This is a genomic window from Lamprobacter modestohalophilus, from assembly GCF_016583905.1.
Lineage (GTDB): Bacteria > Pseudomonadota > Gammaproteobacteria > Chromatiales > Chromatiaceae > Lamprobacter > Lamprobacter modestohalophilus.
This window is the reverse complement of the sequence record NZ_NRRY01000021.1, coordinates 73,651-88,383: the sequence shown is the minus strand read 5'-3', so window position 1 is coordinate 88,383 and position 14,733 is coordinate 73,651. Positions and strand designations below refer to the sequence as shown.

Sequence of the window (14,733 nt, the reverse complement as noted above, 5' to 3'; positions counted from 1 at the left end):
CCCCGCTCAGCGACACGCACCCGACCCCCAGCCAAGGCGACTGACTACGATGCAACGCGTCACCATCACGCTAGACGATGCCCTGACCGACGCCTTCGAGGGCTACATGGACAGACGCGGTTATGGCAACCGCTCCGAGGCCATCCGCGACCTGATCCGCGACCGGCTGCATGCCGAGCAGCTCGCCGGCCAGCCTGAAGGCGATTGCATTGCGACCTTGAGCTATGTCTACAACCATCACGAGCGCGAACTCGCTGCGCGCCTGACTAGCGCCCATCATCAGCATCACGACCTCACGGTCTCGACCATGCACGTACACCTGAGCCACGATCACTGTCTTGAGACCGTCATCCTGCGCGGACCCAGCAACCGGGTGCAGGCGTTTGCCGACGCCGTCATCGCCCAACCCGGGGTCCACCACGGCCATCTCGCCATCCTGCCGGTCAAGACCCGCGAAGAGGCGCATCGGCACGGGTCTGAGGACATCGCCAGCGCGAGCGACAGTCATCGGCACCTGCATCTCGAGCCACTCGCCTAGCGCCGGCCCTGCTGCCCATCCAACCCCTAGTCCCGGCGATAGGCCTGCTCAGGGCGACGGGCGTCCTCCGCAGGTCTTGACACAGTCGCGTAACGACTGGAATGGCCAGTCCGGATCACAAACGCCCTGCCTGAACGGCCTGCAGCTATCAGACTGGTAGTCATAATAGAAGGCCGGGCGAGATCGACTACAGCGGCCAGGCTGCGGCTCCTGCAAACAGCTCACATGCAACAGATCCCCCTTATCGCCAGCATCCGGACCGCCCGCACAGCCGACGAGCAGGCTCAAAAGCAGCAGCAAGACCAGCGCGGCAACCGGAGGCGAGCCCCGAACAGCGCGCCGATCATCGCCCGACCAGCCAGGCCACCTGGTAGGGCTCCAGCTCGAAACGGCTCGGTAGTTGCTCTCCACTTTGGTGCCAACCTCCAATCAATTCCGTCCATTGCAGCTCGCGCGGCCGCCGCACGAGGCGCGCAAACCCCAACTGCACCGGCGCGCCGGTCAGATTAGCGACCATCCAGAGCGTTTGGCTGTTATCCGGCGCCACACGACGCACACCAAACAGCCCCGCCGGCAGCTCCAGCACCCGCTGCGGGCCGTCCGGATGAAACGCCGCCTGCGAGCGACGAATCCTAAGGCGTCGCAGGTACTCGGGCAATAGGCGCTGCGCCTGATGGCTCGAGTCCTCGCCCAACATCACCTCGAGCTCTGGAAGCGCCCATTTTTGTCGATTGATGGTACGTGCGCGGCCACTCTGCTCGGCCCCGCGCAGATTATTGGACGCACCGAGCAGGCTATTGAAGTAGATGCCGGGCAGGCCCTGCAGACTCATCGCAATGGTCTGGACACAGAGGAAACGCCGAATCGAGGCCTCCTGATCACCGGGGATGCCAACCGCATCGAAGTAGGTGATATTCAGCTCGTAGGGCGTTGCCAAGCCGTCGGGATTACTCCGCCTCGAGATCAGCCCACCGCGCTCCTCCATCGCGGCGACCAACCCATCGAGCTGCGATTGGGGCAACAGCCCCTCGAGCGGCCGCACCCCAATGCCATCGTGCGAGGCAGTGAAATTGAAATAGGTACAGCCTGGCGGCGGCGGTGCCAGCGCCGCCGCCCACTCGGTCAAATAGCGCCCATTGCCGCTATGCATCGCGTGCAACAGGAGCGGCGGCAGGCTGAATTGATAGACCAGATGCGCCTCGTCGCCATGGCCAAAATAGCTGATGTTCTCGGCATGCGGAACATTGGTCTCGGTCATCAGCAGCACCGTTGGCGCCACCAGCGTCAGCAGGTCTCGCAGCAGCTTGACCACCTCATGCGTCTGCGGCAGATGGATGCAGGCACTACCCAGCTGTTTCCAGAGATAGGCGATCGCATCCAAACGGATGATCTGCGCGCCGTGATGGACGTAGAACAGCAGGATATCCAGATACTCGAAGAGCACATCTGGATTGCTGAAATCGACATCGATCTGATCATGGCCAAAGGTGGCCCAGACGTGGCGCTCACCCTGAGGTGTCTGCACCGACCGCAGCAGCGCCGATGTCCTTGGGCGCACCACCTTAGAAAGGTCGGCCTTGGGATCAACCTCGATGAAATAATGGCGTTCAGGCGCCATGCCGTTTGTATAGGCACGAAACCAGCGGCTCTGACTGGAGACATGGTTGACCACCAGGTCCAGCATCAGCCGATAGTCTTCGGCCAGCGCGTCGACATCCGCCCAGCCACCAAACGCGGGATCAACCTGCCGATAGTCGGTGATGGCGAACCCGTCATCGGAGCTGGAGGGGAAAAACGGCAGCAGATGCAAGCTCGAGATCGCATCGCCGACATGCTGCTCGAGGAAGCGCCGCAGCGTCGCCAGCGGCGCCTCATTGTTGGCGCAGACCATATCGCCATAGGCGATCAGCACCGCATCGGTCTGGTCCCAAGGCGCGCAACCGGATGCCTCGGGCGGGCATTGAGCGCCCACGCCATAGCGCCCGATGATCAGCTGCAACCGATCCATCAAGCGCGGTAATGCATCCTCGCCATAGAGTCGGCACAGACGCTCACGAATGCGCTCATAGACGCGCCGCTCGACCACAAACATGGCTTACTCCGTCATATTGCGCACGTTATTGATCATGCTGCGCAGGCTGTCGCGCAGCACGCGGTAACTGTAGAAGCGACTGGCGACCTGATAGTTGTGCTCGACCAGCTCGGCACGATAGCCCGGGTCGGCCAAGATCGTCCGCGTCTGCTCAACCGTGGATTTGTCGATCACCCCATCGATGACCGGCAAGCGAAAGCCCTTCGGCTCGATATCGCGCTGATAAACGCTGTAGCGACCGATCACGATCGGCAGCCGGAAGTAGATCGCCTCCAGCAAGGCATTGCCGAAGCCCTCATAGAGGCTCGGGAAGGTGACCAGGTCGGCATGCGGATAGAGATCGCTCAGCACGTAGACCTTCTGCCCCGTCTGATCCAGCTGACGGCGATCGGCCATGCGCTCGCCGAACAGCTTCAGCGACACCCCTTCATCCTGCGCCAGCTGCTGGATCTGGCGTTCGTACTCATAGCCCTCGTCACCGCTATGATGCGAGATCACCAGGTGAGCATGCGACAGCTTGAGCCGGCGGATCAGATGGATGGCGTTCTCGATGCCCTTGCGTGGCACGATTCGCGTCGGCTGCAGCACCAGCAGCTCCTCAGCGGTCAGCCCTAGGGCCTGGCGCACATCGGCCGCATAGGCGTCCGGCGGACCCGGCGGGTTCTCGAAATCGAACACATTCGGAACCAGGATGCTCGGCAGGCCCTTACGCCAGGCGATCTCCTCGCGCGCGGCCTGATTGATCACCACATGCTGCAGGTGCGGCACGCGCGGCGGAAAGGCCATCTCGAGGTAATCATCGACCGCCGAGATCTGGAACCGCTGCCGCTCCCACATGAAGTCGTGGTGATGGGCAATTGCCGGCATCCCGGTCTCGAGCAGAAACTCGGTGATCGCGACGCCAAGCGGGATATGCATCGGGATCGTCAGCGCGTTCTCGACGATCAGCACATCAAGATCAAAACGCGCGCGAAACGCATACAGCGTCGACTTGAGATAGGCCGCAAGCTCCCGGATGCGACGACTCACCTCCGGGCTGCGGCGCGTGCAGCCCCAGAGCTGGGCGTTGATCCACTGATTCTCTGAATGATCGAAGAAGGCCTCCGGGATGCAGAGACTCATCGCCGGATCGCGATCGAGCACGCCGCCATACCAGGCGCTGACGTGCCCGCTCTGCCAGAGCACCTCGGCCCATTTCGCGGCCTCCAAAGAGACGCCATCGGTCCCGGCGAAGCGGGTGGAGACAAAGCCGATATTTTCCGGTTGCTTCATGCGTACTGCGGGAGCTGTCTGGGAGCTGACTGGGAGCTGTCTAGTAACTGTCTGAAAAGTCGTCAAGATGAGCGATCCGTAAGAGCCGGGCCTGGGGTCCAGCAAACTCGCGGGTCAGTCAGCCGAGGATGCAGAGCGCCCGCAGCGCACTCGATGCTGCATAACCTGTGCCCGATACGCGCATCTGTCATTGAGCCAACAAGCCAGCATAGCGTCCACTGTACCTGACCGAATTGCCGCCGTGGTGGTAACAATGGTGGTAACAGCGGTAGTGACAGTGGCGGCAAGCATCTCAATCAGATCATCGAGCCAGCCAGCCATTCGACCAGCGATCCGAGCTATGATCCCACAGCATGCGTATCGCGATCGTCCATTTCCATCTTCAGACCGGCGGCGTCACGCGCGTGATCCAGCACGCCTGCGCGGCCCTTGCGTCAGCGGGTCACTCCGTCGTCGTGCTCAGCGGCGAGCCACCGCAACAGCCAGGCTCGCTCGCGGCCCGGGTCGAGGTGGTCTCCGCGCTTGGCTACGAGGAGCGCCGGCAGCCTTTGGGTGCCAGCGCCTTACAGCAGGCCATGGAGCAGGCCGCGGCGCGCGCCCTCGGCGGACCCCCTGACCTCTGGCACATTCATAATCATTGCCTCGGCAAGAACCTCGCCCTCCCCGAAGCACTCCGCAGACTCGCCGAGGCCGGCCACCGCTTATTGCTGCAGCCGCATGATTTCGCTGAGGACGGCCGCCCTGCCCTCTACCGGCGCATGCTTGAGACCATCGGCGCCCAAGATGGTGCAGGACTCTCCGCGCATCTCTATCCAGTGGCCCCGCAGATCCATTACGCAACGCTGAACGAACGTGATCACGGCTTTCTTGCGGCGGCGGGCGTGCCGAGCACACAGCTCCATCGTCTTCCGAATGCGGTTTCCTTCGCGGGCGAGCAGGACAGCAGGGCCAGTCGTCCGCCCAGCAGCCAACAAACCGCAGCGCGCAGCGATCATCGCCGCTGGCTCTATCCGACCCGCGCCATCCGCCGCAAGAATCTCGGCGAGCTGCTGCTCTGGGCCGCACTCGCCGACCCTGAGGATCGCTTTGCGACCACCCAAGCGCCGCAGAATCCGCTCGAGCAGCCGATCTATCAGCGCTGGGTGGCGCTGGCGCAGGCACTGGCCTTGCCGGTCGACCTCGCGCTTGGCGCCGGCAACAGCGATTTCGGCGCTCTGCTCGCCTCTAGCCATGCGCTGATGACCACCAGCGTCGCCGAGGGCTTCGGCCTCGCGTTCCTCGAGCCCTGGCTCATCGGCCGCCCACTCGCCGGTCGCGATCTGCCCGAGATCACCGCCGACTTCCGCGCCGACGGGCTCGACCTCAGCGGTCTCTATCAGCGCCTGCCAGTGCCGCTCGACTGGCTCGATGCAGCAGCGCTGCGCCGGCGCCTCGACCAGGCCCTTGCGGCCGCCGCCAGCGCCTATAGTCGCGAGCGCGAGGCGGATGACCTCGAGCGTACCTGGCGCGCGGCCGTGGATGAGGAGGGCCGCGTCGACTTCGGCCGCCTCGACGAAGACGCGCAAACACAGGTGCTGCGGCACGTCCGCGCCGACCCGGCCGCCGGCTCCGCCCTCGACGCAACCTCACCGCCGCTCACCGCCGATGCCGAGCTGATCGCGCGCAACCAGGCTGTGGTCGAGCGCGAGTACCTGATCGATGGCTACCGACACCGGCTCGAGGCGATCTACCAATCCCTGCTCAACGCCCCCGCCACCCCGCTGCGCGACCAGGCCGATGGCCAAGCGCTCATCGCCCGTTTCCAGGCCCCGGAGCGCCTCCATCTGCTGCGGACCTGAGCCAGAGGCCACGAGCCGATGCCACGAGCCCCGGAATGACAAAAGCCCATCACCCGGCTGGAAGCGCCGCATGACCGACCAGACACTCATCGCACGTATCCGCGACCTCAGCACCCCGCTCGAGCCCAAGCCGACCGGCATGGCGCCATGGCTGGAGCCGCTCCCGGGGATCAAAGCGGTGCTCTTCGACGTCTACGGCACCCTGTTGATCTCCGCCAGCGGCGATATCGGACTCAGCGGCAACCCGCCGGGATCGATCGACCTCCAAGCACTGCTCGCACATGCAGGCATCAACCCAGGGATCAACGCAGGCATCAACGCAGGGATCAACCAGGAGCGCGCGCAGGCCGATCCTCAGATGCGTCACCCGCAAGCGCGGTTGAGCGGACAGGATCACCCCACAAGCGAGCCTGGTCGCCACCATCGCAATGAACAAACGCCCCAGCAATCGCCGATCGGCATCCAGCAACAGCTGAGAACCCCCATCGGCGAGCGCCTGAGCGCCGCCATCCGCACCGATCATGCACGTGCTCGGGCCAGCGGCAGGCTTTACCCGGAGGTGGATATTCGAGCGATCTGGTCAACCCTGCTCGACGCGCAGGGATACCAGCCAACCGCGCAACAGTTGGAATGGATCGCCTTGGAGTACGAGTGCCGGGTGAATCCAGTCTGGCCGATGCCCGGTCTGGCCGACGTGCTCGACGCGCTACGCCAACGCGACCTGGTGCTCGGCATCGTCTCCAACGCCCAGTTCTACACGCCCCTGATCCTGGAGGCCTTTCTCCGCCAACCCCCGGCCGCGCTCGGACTCGAGTCCAGCTGCAGCGCCTGGTCCTATCAGCGGCGCGAAGCCAAGCCATCAACCGCCATCTTCCAATTCGCACTCGATGGTCTCGCACGCGCGCACGGCATCCGGCCAGGACAAGTACTTTACATCGGCAACGACCGCCGAAATGACATCTGGCCTGCGCAACGGCTTGGACTCAAGACCGCGCTCTTTGCTGGCGATGCACGTTCACTCAGACTCCGAGAAGATGACCCTGAGCTGATTGGCGTCAACGCTGACCGCGTGATCACCGAGCTTGCCCAAGTCAAACAGCTCATTGGCTAGATCGGGTTAAAGACTCAATCCACACCCTGGAGCACCTAGCCGAACACCTGATCAAGCAGCCTGCGCAGCACATCAAGACCCACATACTCAGCACCGCCGAGGTCGCCCATCAGGGCGCTAGCTGGGTCACCAGGCTCGCCGAGTTGGTCGACCACTAGGGTGGCGCCGCCGAAGTCTTGGCTTTCGGTGTAGGAGCTGGTTGTCACCAAGAGCGCATCGAGGCCAGCGCCGAGCGCCGAGCGAACGCCGTTCTCGGAGTCTTCGATCGCCACACAGGCCGCAGCGGGCAGATTCAGCTGGGCCAGGGCGAACTCGAAGATATCCGGAGCGGGCTTCTTCTCGCGCACCACGTCACCAGCGGCAATGACCTCGAACCAATTCACCAAGCCCGGCTCCGGCCCGGAATCGAGCAGCGCCGTGACATTGGCCGGCGTGGTGGTGGTGGCAATCGCAAGCCTGACGCCAGCGTCACGGGCCTCGCGTAGCAGCCGCAGCACGCCGCTGCGCAGCGGGATACCCCCCTGCCCCAACCGCTCGACGTAGAGTTCGGTCTTGCGCTTGTGGAGCTGCACAATCAGCGTATCGAGGTCTGAATAGCGCTGCTTGTCGAGCTCGAAGTCGGGTCGGTACTGGGCCAGGTAATGCCGCATCCGCTCCTTGCCGCCGGTGACGGCGAGCAGCTCGCCGTAGAGCTCGACAGACCAATGCCAGTCGAGACCGGCCTCGGCAAAGGCCGCATTGAAGGCCGGGCGATGGCCATCGCGCTCGGTATCGGCCAGGGTGCCGTCGACGTCGAAGATCAGAGCTTGGAGACCCGTCTGCATCGGGGATTCCCTATGTCAGTGGTGAACCTAATCGGCGCGCAAGATTAGCACAGCCTCATCACTCTGCCGGCGCGCAATGCTTGTCGCGGCCGAAGCGATCTGCTAGAAGGAGCGGCTTCTATTTTTCAACATCGCATCGTCTCCGGGAGCAGATCATGGCCGAGACAGAGAAGAAAGGCGCGAGGTCGCTCGGTTTTGAGCCCTACGCAATCGCACAGGACGAGGAGTACATGAATGCGGACCAGGAAGAGCACTTCCGTGGGCTGCTGCTGGAATGGAAGCGGCAGCTCATGGAAGAGGTCGACCGCACGGTCCATCACATGCAGGATGAGGCCACCAACTTCCCGGACCCGAACGATCGGGCCACGCAGGAGTCTGAGTTCAGCCTCGAGCTGCGCACCCGCGACCGCGAGCGCAAGCTGATTCGCAAGATCGACGAGGCGCTCGAGCGCATTGATGATCACGACTATGGCTACTGCGAGGCCTGCGGGGTCGAGATCGGCGTCCGCCGGCTCGAGGCCCGGCCAACGGCGACGCTCTGCATCGACTGCAAGACGTTGGACGAGATCCGCGAGAAGCAGCGCGGCTAATCAGCCTTGCTGGCGCGGCGGCTCAGGTTGCAGCGCCAGCAAGCCGCCTCGCGAACCGCTGACCGACCCCGTCGTATCGACCATGGGCGGCACTGTATCCGCGCCTTATCGTGGTCGGTTCGCGCCCTCCCCGACCGGCCCACTCCACTTCGGCTCACTGCTTGCCGCCGTCGGCAGCTTCGCCGATGCGCGCGCCAATGCCGGTGTTTGGCTGGTCCGGATCGAGGACCTGGATAGGAATCGGACCGTTGCCGGCGCCGACGCGCACATCCTTTCCACACTCGAGACGTTTGGCCTTTGGTGGGATAAGCAGGTCGTCTACCAGAGCCAACGCAACTCGCATTACGAGGCCGCGCTCGAGCGCCTGCGCCGTGATGGATTGAGCTACCCCTGCGCGTGCACACGCCGCGAGATCGCCGCGCATGGCATCCAGGGACCGGAAGGCCCCATTTATACCGGTCACTGCCGCAACGGGCTCCCGCAAGGCCGCGTTGCACGCAGCGAGCGCTTGCGCATCGATGGCGACCAGCTCAGCCTGACCGACGCGGTCCAGGGGCCGATCACGCAGCAGCTGATGACCGAGGTGGGTGATATCGTGCTGCGCCGCGCCGATGGCTTCTACGCCTATCAACTCGCTGTTGTCGTCGACGATGGCGATCAGGCCATCACGCAGGTGGTGCGTGGCGCAGATCTTCTCATCTCGACACCGCGCCAGCTCTATCTGCAGCGCTGTCTTGGGCTACCCCAGCCAGGATATGCGCATCTGCCTTTGGTCCTGGGCGACGACGGGCGCAAGCTCTCCAAGAGCCTTGCTGCAGCCCCAGTCGATCCCAGCGACCCGCTGCCAGCACTGGATCGCGCCTGGCGCTTTCTAGGCCAGACGCCGCTCGCAGCGCAGCCCCACAGCGTCTCCGAATTCTGGCAGCAAGCCATCCCGCGCTGGGATCGTGCACGCATCCCGCGCGGACCTCTGCGGATTGACGCCGAGGCAGCCACTCGCTTAGGTCAGGCGCCAAGCCAGCAGCCAAGCGGACCATAGCCGCGAGTGCAGGTCGCTCGATTGCTTGACGGCCCCGAAGGCTTGCAGATGAGTCAAGCTTGCGTGCAGTGCAGCAACATCATGACGCGTCGGACTGAGGCGGAGCCTCGCGAGCAGCGAGCGCAACAGGCCTGACTACAACAGCACCAAGGTCGCCAAACCGAGGAAGGCAAAGAACCCGACCACATCGGTCACGGTGGTCAACACCACGCTGCCGGCCAGGGCCGGATCAATGCCTAGTCTTCGCATCACCAGCGGGATGACGACCCCAGCCAGCGCAGCGCAGAGCAGATTCAGCAGGATCGCGACGCCAATCACGGCGCCAATGGCCCACTGACCGAACCAGAGGATGGACAGCGCGGCCACGACCACCGCCCACAGCAGCCCATTCAGCACGCCGATACCAACCTCCTTGAGCATCAGGATGCGGGCATTGCCAGCGACCAACTGGCCGGTTGCGAGTCCGCGAATCACCAGGGTCAGGGTCTGGCTGCCGGCGATGCCACCCATGCTGGCGACGATCGGCATCAGCACCGCAAGCGCGACGACCTGCTCCAGGGTGCCTTCAAAAAGGCCGATCACCCCTGCCGCCAAGAACGCGGTGAGGAGGTTGATACCGAGCCAGACCGCGCGTCGACGGCTGCTGGACAGGACCGGAGCGAACATGTCGGTCTCCTCATCCAAGCCGGCCAGTCCCAGCATCGAGCGCTCGCCTTGCTCACGGATCAGGTCGACGATATCGTCGATGGTGATGCGTCCGAGCAGATGGCCGCCGGCGTCGATCACTGGAACCGAAATCAGGTCTTGATCCTCGAATCGGCGCGCCAGATCCTCGCCCGGCTGATCCACCGACACCGGCTCGAAATCGGTTTCCATTAGATCCGCGATCGAGGTTTCTGGGCGCGCGGTCAGGACTCGGTCGGCACGGAGGATGCCTTGGTAGCGCCCCTTGCGGTCGACGATGAAGAACTTGTCTGTATTCGGCGGCAGCACATCGAGCACGCGCAGGTAGCGCAGGAGTGTGCCGACGCTGATCTCGGCGCGGACAGCAATCTGATCGAGGTTCATCAGGCCGCCCGCGCTCTCTTCGTCGTAAGACAGCATCGACTCGACGCGCTCGCGCTCACGCCGGTTCAGCGCCAGCAGGATCTCCCGTCCGAGCTTGGCCGGCAGATCCTGGATCAGGTCGACCAGATCGTCGGGCTCGAGGCCGCGGGCCGACTCGACCAGGTCATCCAGATCCATCTCGGCAGCGAGCCGCCGGCGGACCTCTTCGTGTAGATGGCGCAGAACCTTACCGGCACGCTCGTGATCCACCATGTCCCAGGCCACAACGCGCTGAGCGGCCGGCAGCGACTCCAACAAACCAGCAATGCGCGCCGGATGCAGCTTGCGGAACAGCCGGGCGATCCGTTTGAGCTTACCGGCCTCGAGCGCCTCCAGCACCAACCTGAGCTGCGTCTGCACGGCCGGCTTAGACTCACCGGCCGCGTCGGCCAGCGTCTTGGTGCTCGACGTCTGGCCCTGGTCGTCCTGATCGTCGAGACCGTCTTGATCGCCCTCCCGCCTCAGTTCGTCGCGCATCGTTGGCGACAGGTGGGCAAGGACCTTTGCCTCGTGCGGCTCATCGATTTGCTGCCAGACGGCGACGCGCTGCAGCGGCGTTAATGTCTCGAGCAGACTGGCGATCTTGGCGGGGTGCATAGTCCTGAGGATGCGCCGAACGCGTTTGCGTTTACTGCGCGCCAAGGCATCGCGCAGCAGGTCGCCCTCAGTCTGGATCGCATTCTCGTGCTCTGTGCTCATCATGGATGTTCCGCCAAGTCATTGCTCCGCCAAGTCATTGCTCCGCCAAGTCAATGGGTCTCGACGCCCCGCCCGCATGACGCGCTGGCGTGCAGAAAAGATCGAGCGTCTGGCACCGGTGCTCAAGACGCCTATTGAGCCGCTGGAGCGCAGCGCCGCACTCGACCTGCTCAAGCAGCCCATCGCCTTGATGGAGCACGAACCATACCGGCTCAAGCTGCGCGTTTCGGAGCGGATATTCAACCGATGTCAGTACCGCCCAGATCGACTGGCTGACGCGCCTCCCCCAGTTGGCGGCATGCTGATGGGGCTTGGCCTCGTGTTCTACGGAATGACCGGGGATTTGCGATTGATGCTTGCCCGGCGGCAGCGTCGTTGCTTACCACAGCGGCAAGCAGCAGAACAGACGAGAAGAGCTAGGATTTTTCATCCCTCGGCGTCAACTGCCAGCTCTTCTATACTGTCCGCAAGCCTCGCTGCTCGGTCATTCGCCATGAAATTCCCTTACGGCACCGCTGATTTCCATGCCATTCGCTGCGAAGGCTACTACTATGCCGATCGCACCGACCGCATCCGCACGCTGGAGGAGGCGGGCAAGCAGCTGCTGTTTCTGCGCCCGCGCCGCTTTGGCAAGACCGCCTGGCTCACGACGCTCGAGAACTACTACGATCTCGCGCGTGTTGCGGAATTCGACGCCCTGTTTGGATCACTCGCCATCGGCCAAGACCCCACGGCGCGGCGCAATCACTACTTCGTGCTGCGCTGGGACTTTTCCATGGTCGATGCCAGCGGCAATCTAGCTGAGATTCGCCAGGCGCTGCACGATCACCTCAATAGCCAAGCCAAAGGCTTCTTTCAGCATTACCGCAAACATCTTGGCGGAACCGATCTCGGTGCACCAGCGCTTGGGTTGCGTGAAGACAATGGCCTAGTCGCCCTAGCTTCTGTGGTGAATGCCGCACGTGCTCAGGGCCATGACCTCTACCTGCTGATCGATGAGTACGACAACTTCGCCAATGAGCTGATGCATGGGCGCAGCGCGGACTACGAGGCCTTGGTCTCCGGGGAAGGTCTGCTCAAGACCCTCTTCAAGGCGGTCAAATCGCTGGCCTCAGGCCAAGGCATCGACCGGGTGTTCATCACCGGTGTCTCACCGGTGGTGCTTGCCGATATCTCCAGCGGTTACAACGTATCGAAAGACCTGAGCCTCGATGCCCGCTTTGTCGATTTGTGCGGCTTCAGCGAAGGCGAAATCGCGGCCGTGCTGGATCAACTGGCCGTCGAGCAACAACGCGATCAGCGCTGGTCCAGCCGTATGCTCGAGACCATGCGCATCTGGTACAACGGTTACCGCTTCGGCTATGAGCCTGGTCCTGGTCTCTACAATCCCACTCTGGCGCTCTACTTTTTCGAGGCCTTGGCCACCACCGGCGCGCCCCCGCGCGAAATGCTCGACAGCAACCTGGCGATGGACCGCAACCGCATCGACTTTGTCGCCCGTCAGCCGCATGGGGCGGAACTCATCGGCGCCGCGCTCGACCCCGAGCACCCGCCGGTCATCGCCAGCCTGGCGCACCGTTTTGGTGTCGAGGACCTGCGTCGTGCGCCCAAGGACGCGCCCTATCTCGGTTCCCTGCTGTACTTTCTTGGCGCGCTAACCCTCAAGGACCAGACCCCATTCGGCGAATTGGTCATGGGGATTCCCAACCTGGTCATCCGCAAGCTCTATGTCGAGAAATTCCGTGACCAGCGCTTCCCCAACTACCCCGAGCGCGAAAGCCTCCGTCAGGCCGCCAAAGCCCTGTACGCGGAGGGCGACCTCGCCCCCTTGGTCGAGGTGCTGGAGGCCAACCACTTGCGTGTCTTCGATAACCGTGACTACCGCTGGTCCAATGAGCTGACCGTCAAGACCGTGTTCCTGGTCGCGCTGTTTGCCGATATCTTCTACGTCATGGACTCCGAGACCGCCATCGCGCGCGGCCATGCCGATCTCTCCTTGATCGTGCGCGAGGAGATGCGCCGCTTCGCCCTGCTCGACCACCTGTTTGAGTTCAAATACCTGGGTCTTCAGGAGCTCGGACTGGACGCGCAGAGTCTGCGCGAGCTGTCACACGCGGCGCTCAGCGCCCAGCCCAAGGTCGCCGCCTGCTTGGATGCCGCCGAGGCCCAGCTTGCCCGCTACCGACAAAGCCTGGAGCAGGCCTATGGCGAGCGCTTGCATCTGCACACCCATGCTGTGGTCGCACTCGGCTTCGAGCGCTTGGTTTGGCGTAGCACCTCGGCTGGGCGAGCGTTAGCGGAGAGCCAGCGGTTTCGCGGAGCCTCAGCCCAGCCGCAATAGCGTTATCATTTTTGCCCTGATGTCGGCAAGCTCCACCGCACTTGCGGCTCCTTTACGCTCTGCCTGCCGACTTTTCCAGTCGAGACTCTTGACTTGGTCGGCGAGTGCAACGCCGGTTGCCGCGCTGCCTTCAAGCCTGACCTCAAAGGGATCCTTCGGCGCGACCGAAATCCTGTTCGTCATGACGGTTCTGCGGTGTGATGCCCGATAGCAAGTCCTCAAGGACGTAGCTCGGAGGCGCAGGCTCGATGATCACCCGCCCATTTTCCGCGCGGATTTCGACAGCCTGATCCAGGGGAAGCTGTAGGCCCGCCGCCACGGCTAATCCGTTGCGCCGCGCAGTTGTGCCTTGAGACGCTCAAGCTCGGCTAGGGCGGATTCCTTGGCCGCGCGTTCTAGCTTGAGTGCGCCCTGCTCTTGTTCAAGCGCCATGCGCGCCTGCGCTTCGCCCGCTCGAGCTTGCTCAGCCGCCTGGCGCTCATGCTCAGCCGCCTGGCGCTCACGTTCGGCCGCCTGGCGCTCACGTTCGGCCGTTTGCTTTGCTTGCTCAATTTCAGCCCGGCGCTCGTCCAGCTCTTGCTGGATACTCATCTGCTGACGCAGGTAGTTCTGTCGCGCTTGATAGGCATGGTAGGCACGGTCTTTATCGGAAAAGCGTTCTAGGGTGCTCATGGCTTGCCTCATCTCGGGGGTCTGCATCCAAGGGGGGAGCGCCTCGCGGTCGAGGGTGGCGCCTTCCTTGAAGAATTTTAGCCAACGCTCTTGCTCGGTGCTGACCCGCTCAGCGTGGAATTTGTTCAGTTCTAAGAGCCAGATGCCGCCGTGATCGACCAGACTGCGGCCTTGGGCGTCGCGCAGGCGAAAATCGTGCAGGTAGCGATCAGGGTCCGGAAGCAAGTCCTGGGCGAGCAGCCAGATGGCGTAGGTGGGCTTGAGCTTGGTGTAGGACTCGCCGCTGCTGAGCTGGGAGCTGTAGAGATCGGCCCAGCCATAGCTGATGCGCGCGGGCAGGTCGCGATAGCTCAACAGCTGGATCTCGATCTGGTGCAGACCGCCCTGATCATCGCGGGCCTTTACATCGACGACGCTGAGCTTGTCGTCGAGGAATTCGCGCTCGTTGTAGGGGTTAAGGATCTCGACGTTGCTGATCGGGGCGGGCAGCTCGGCGCCGAGCATGGCGTTGAGGAAGTGGATCAGCAGCGCGCGGTTGGTCTCGGCGCCGAGTAGGGCTTTGAAGACGCAGTCGATCTTGGGGTCGATGGGGTGGCGCATACTGGGAGTC

The 14,733-nt window shown here is 63.4% G+C and carries 13 protein-coding genes; 6 read left to right on the top strand and 7 right to left on the bottom strand.

The window, feature by feature from the left end:
• A partial coding sequence (gene nikR, locus CKO42_RS13660) for a nickel-responsive transcriptional regulator NikR (protein WP_420844296.1) occupies positions 1–538 on the top strand: 538 nt, incomplete at its 5' end.
• Between the two features lie 48 nt (positions 539–586).
• Here the strand turns inward: nikR and CKO42_RS28530 are convergent.
• The 3 genes from CKO42_RS28530 to CKO42_RS13645 all read right to left on the bottom strand — a co-directional run bounded on the left by CKO42_RS28530 (position 587) and on the right by CKO42_RS13645 (position 3,902).
• Positions 587–763 carry a BPTI/Kunitz-type proteinase inhibitor domain-containing protein gene (locus tag CKO42_RS28530; protein ID WP_420844298.1) on the bottom strand — a complete coding sequence of 59 codons (177 nt, stop codon included), beginning with the start codon at positions 761–763 and terminating at the stop codon, positions 587–589.
• 118 nt (positions 764–881) lie between these two features.
• Positions 882–2,630, bottom strand: a complete 1,749-nt coding sequence (locus tag CKO42_RS13650; protein WP_200244894.1) for a sugar phosphorylase — start codon at positions 2,628–2,630, stop codon at positions 882–884.
• A 3-nt stretch (positions 2,631–2,633) separates the two neighbouring features.
• Positions 2,634–3,902 (bottom strand): glycosyltransferase family 4 protein, encoded by a 1,269-nt coding sequence (locus CKO42_RS13645; protein WP_200244892.1) that lies wholly within the window; start codon positions 3,900–3,902, stop codon positions 2,634–2,636.
• Between the two features lie 353 nt (positions 3,903–4,255).
• On the opposite strand from CKO42_RS13645, the gene CKO42_RS13640 reads away from it, so the two are divergent.
• Entirely contained in the window at positions 4,256–5,740 is a 1,485-nt protein-coding gene (locus CKO42_RS13640) for a glycosyltransferase family 4 protein (protein ID WP_200244890.1), read from the top strand.
• A gap of 70 nt (positions 5,741–5,810) precedes the next feature.
• Positions 5,811–6,851: an HAD family hydrolase gene (locus CKO42_RS13635; protein WP_200244888.1), complete on the top strand. Its 1,041-nt coding sequence runs from the start codon at positions 5,811–5,813 to the stop codon at positions 6,849–6,851.
• A 35-nt stretch (positions 6,852–6,886) separates the two neighbouring features.
• Here the strand turns inward: CKO42_RS13635 and CKO42_RS13630 are convergent, their stop codons facing one another.
• A complete protein-coding gene (locus tag CKO42_RS13630) occupies positions 6,887–7,675 on the bottom strand; it encodes an HAD family hydrolase (RefSeq protein ID WP_200244886.1) in 789 nt (262 codons plus the stop codon).
• 155 nt (positions 7,676–7,830) lie between these two features.
• Here CKO42_RS13630 and dksA point away from each other — a divergent pair, with 155 nt between their 5' ends.
• Together dksA and gluQRS are read left to right on the top strand one after the other, a co-directional pair.
• Positions 7,831–8,265 carry an RNA polymerase-binding protein DksA gene (gene dksA, locus CKO42_RS13625; protein ID WP_200244885.1) on the top strand — a complete coding sequence of 145 codons (435 nt, stop codon included), beginning with the start codon at positions 7,831–7,833 and terminating at the stop codon, positions 8,263–8,265.
• Between the two features lie 82 nt (positions 8,266–8,347).
• Positions 8,348–9,304, top strand: coding sequence for a tRNA glutamyl-Q(34) synthetase GluQRS (gluQRS, locus tag CKO42_RS13620; protein WP_200244880.1), 957 nt, complete (start codon positions 8,348–8,350; stop codon positions 9,302–9,304).
• A gap of 135 nt (positions 9,305–9,439) precedes the next feature.
• On the opposite strand, the gene mgtE is transcribed toward gluQRS, so the two are convergent.
• On the bottom strand, positions 9,440–11,110 hold the full coding sequence (mgtE, locus tag CKO42_RS13615; protein WP_200244878.1) for a magnesium transporter: 1,671 nt from the start codon (positions 11,108–11,110) through the stop codon (positions 9,440–9,442).
• Between the two features lie 493 nt (positions 11,111–11,603).
• Here mgtE and CKO42_RS13610 point away from each other — a divergent pair, with 493 nt between their 5' ends.
• The gene (locus CKO42_RS13610) at positions 11,604–13,451 is read left to right on the top strand and encodes an AAA family ATPase (RefSeq protein WP_200244876.1); all 1,848 of its coding nucleotides are present in this window, start codon (positions 11,604–11,606) and stop codon (positions 13,449–13,451) included.
• Here CKO42_RS13610 and CKO42_RS13605 read toward each other — a convergent pair.
• Both CKO42_RS13605 and CKO42_RS13600 read right to left on the bottom strand, forming a co-directional pair.
• Positions 13,434–13,634 (bottom strand): type II toxin-antitoxin system PemK/MazF family toxin, encoded by a 201-nt coding sequence (locus CKO42_RS13605; RefSeq protein WP_200244872.1) that lies wholly within the window; start codon positions 13,632–13,634, stop codon positions 13,434–13,436. The genes CKO42_RS13610 and CKO42_RS13605 overlap by 18 nt on opposite strands.
• A 138-nt stretch (positions 13,635–13,772) precedes the next feature.
• The gene (locus tag CKO42_RS13600; RefSeq protein ID WP_200244862.1) at positions 13,773–14,723 is read right to left on the bottom strand and encodes an Rpn family recombination-promoting nuclease/putative transposase; all 951 of its coding nucleotides are present in this window, start codon (positions 14,721–14,723) and stop codon (positions 13,773–13,775) included.
• Positions 14,724–14,733 lie beyond the last annotated feature (10 nt).

Excerpts from the sequence above, each read along its gene's own strand:
- CKO42_RS13610 (WP_200244876.1), top strand. The coding sequence starts at position 11,604 with ATGAAATTCCCTTACGGCACCGCTGATTTCCATGCCATTCGCTGCGAA.
- CKO42_RS13605 (WP_200244872.1), bottom strand. The coding sequence starts at position 13,634 with ATGACGAACAGGATTTCGGTCGCGCCGAAGGATCCCTTTGAGGTCAGG.
- CKO42_RS13630 (WP_200244886.1), bottom strand. The coding sequence starts at position 7,675 with ATGCAGACGGGTCTCCAAGCTCTGATCTTCGACGTCGACGGCACCCTG.
- dksA (WP_200244885.1), top strand. The coding sequence starts at position 7,831 with ATGGCCGAGACAGAGAAGAAAGGCGCGAGGTCGCTCGGTTTTGAGCCC.
- mgtE (WP_200244878.1), bottom strand. The coding sequence starts at position 11,110 with ATGAGCACAGAGCACGAGAATGCGATCCAGACTGAGGGCGACCTGCTG.
- CKO42_RS13640 (WP_200244890.1), top strand. The coding sequence starts at position 4,256 with ATGCGTATCGCGATCGTCCATTTCCATCTTCAGACCGGCGGCGTCACG.
- CKO42_RS13635 (WP_200244888.1), top strand. The coding sequence starts at position 5,811 with ATGACCGACCAGACACTCATCGCACGTATCCGCGACCTCAGCACCCCG.
- CKO42_RS13650 (WP_200244894.1), bottom strand. The coding sequence starts at position 2,630 with ATGTTTGTGGTCGAGCGGCGCGTCTATGAGCGCATTCGTGAGCGTCTG.
- CKO42_RS13600 (WP_200244862.1), bottom strand. The coding sequence starts at position 14,723 with ATGCGCCACCCCATCGACCCCAAGATCGACTGCGTCTTCAAAGCCCTA.
- CKO42_RS13645 (WP_200244892.1), bottom strand. The coding sequence starts at position 3,902 with ATGAAGCAACCGGAAAATATCGGCTTTGTCTCCACCCGCTTCGCCGGG.
- gluQRS (WP_200244880.1), top strand. The coding sequence starts at position 8,348 with ATGGGCGGCACTGTATCCGCGCCTTATCGTGGTCGGTTCGCGCCCTCC.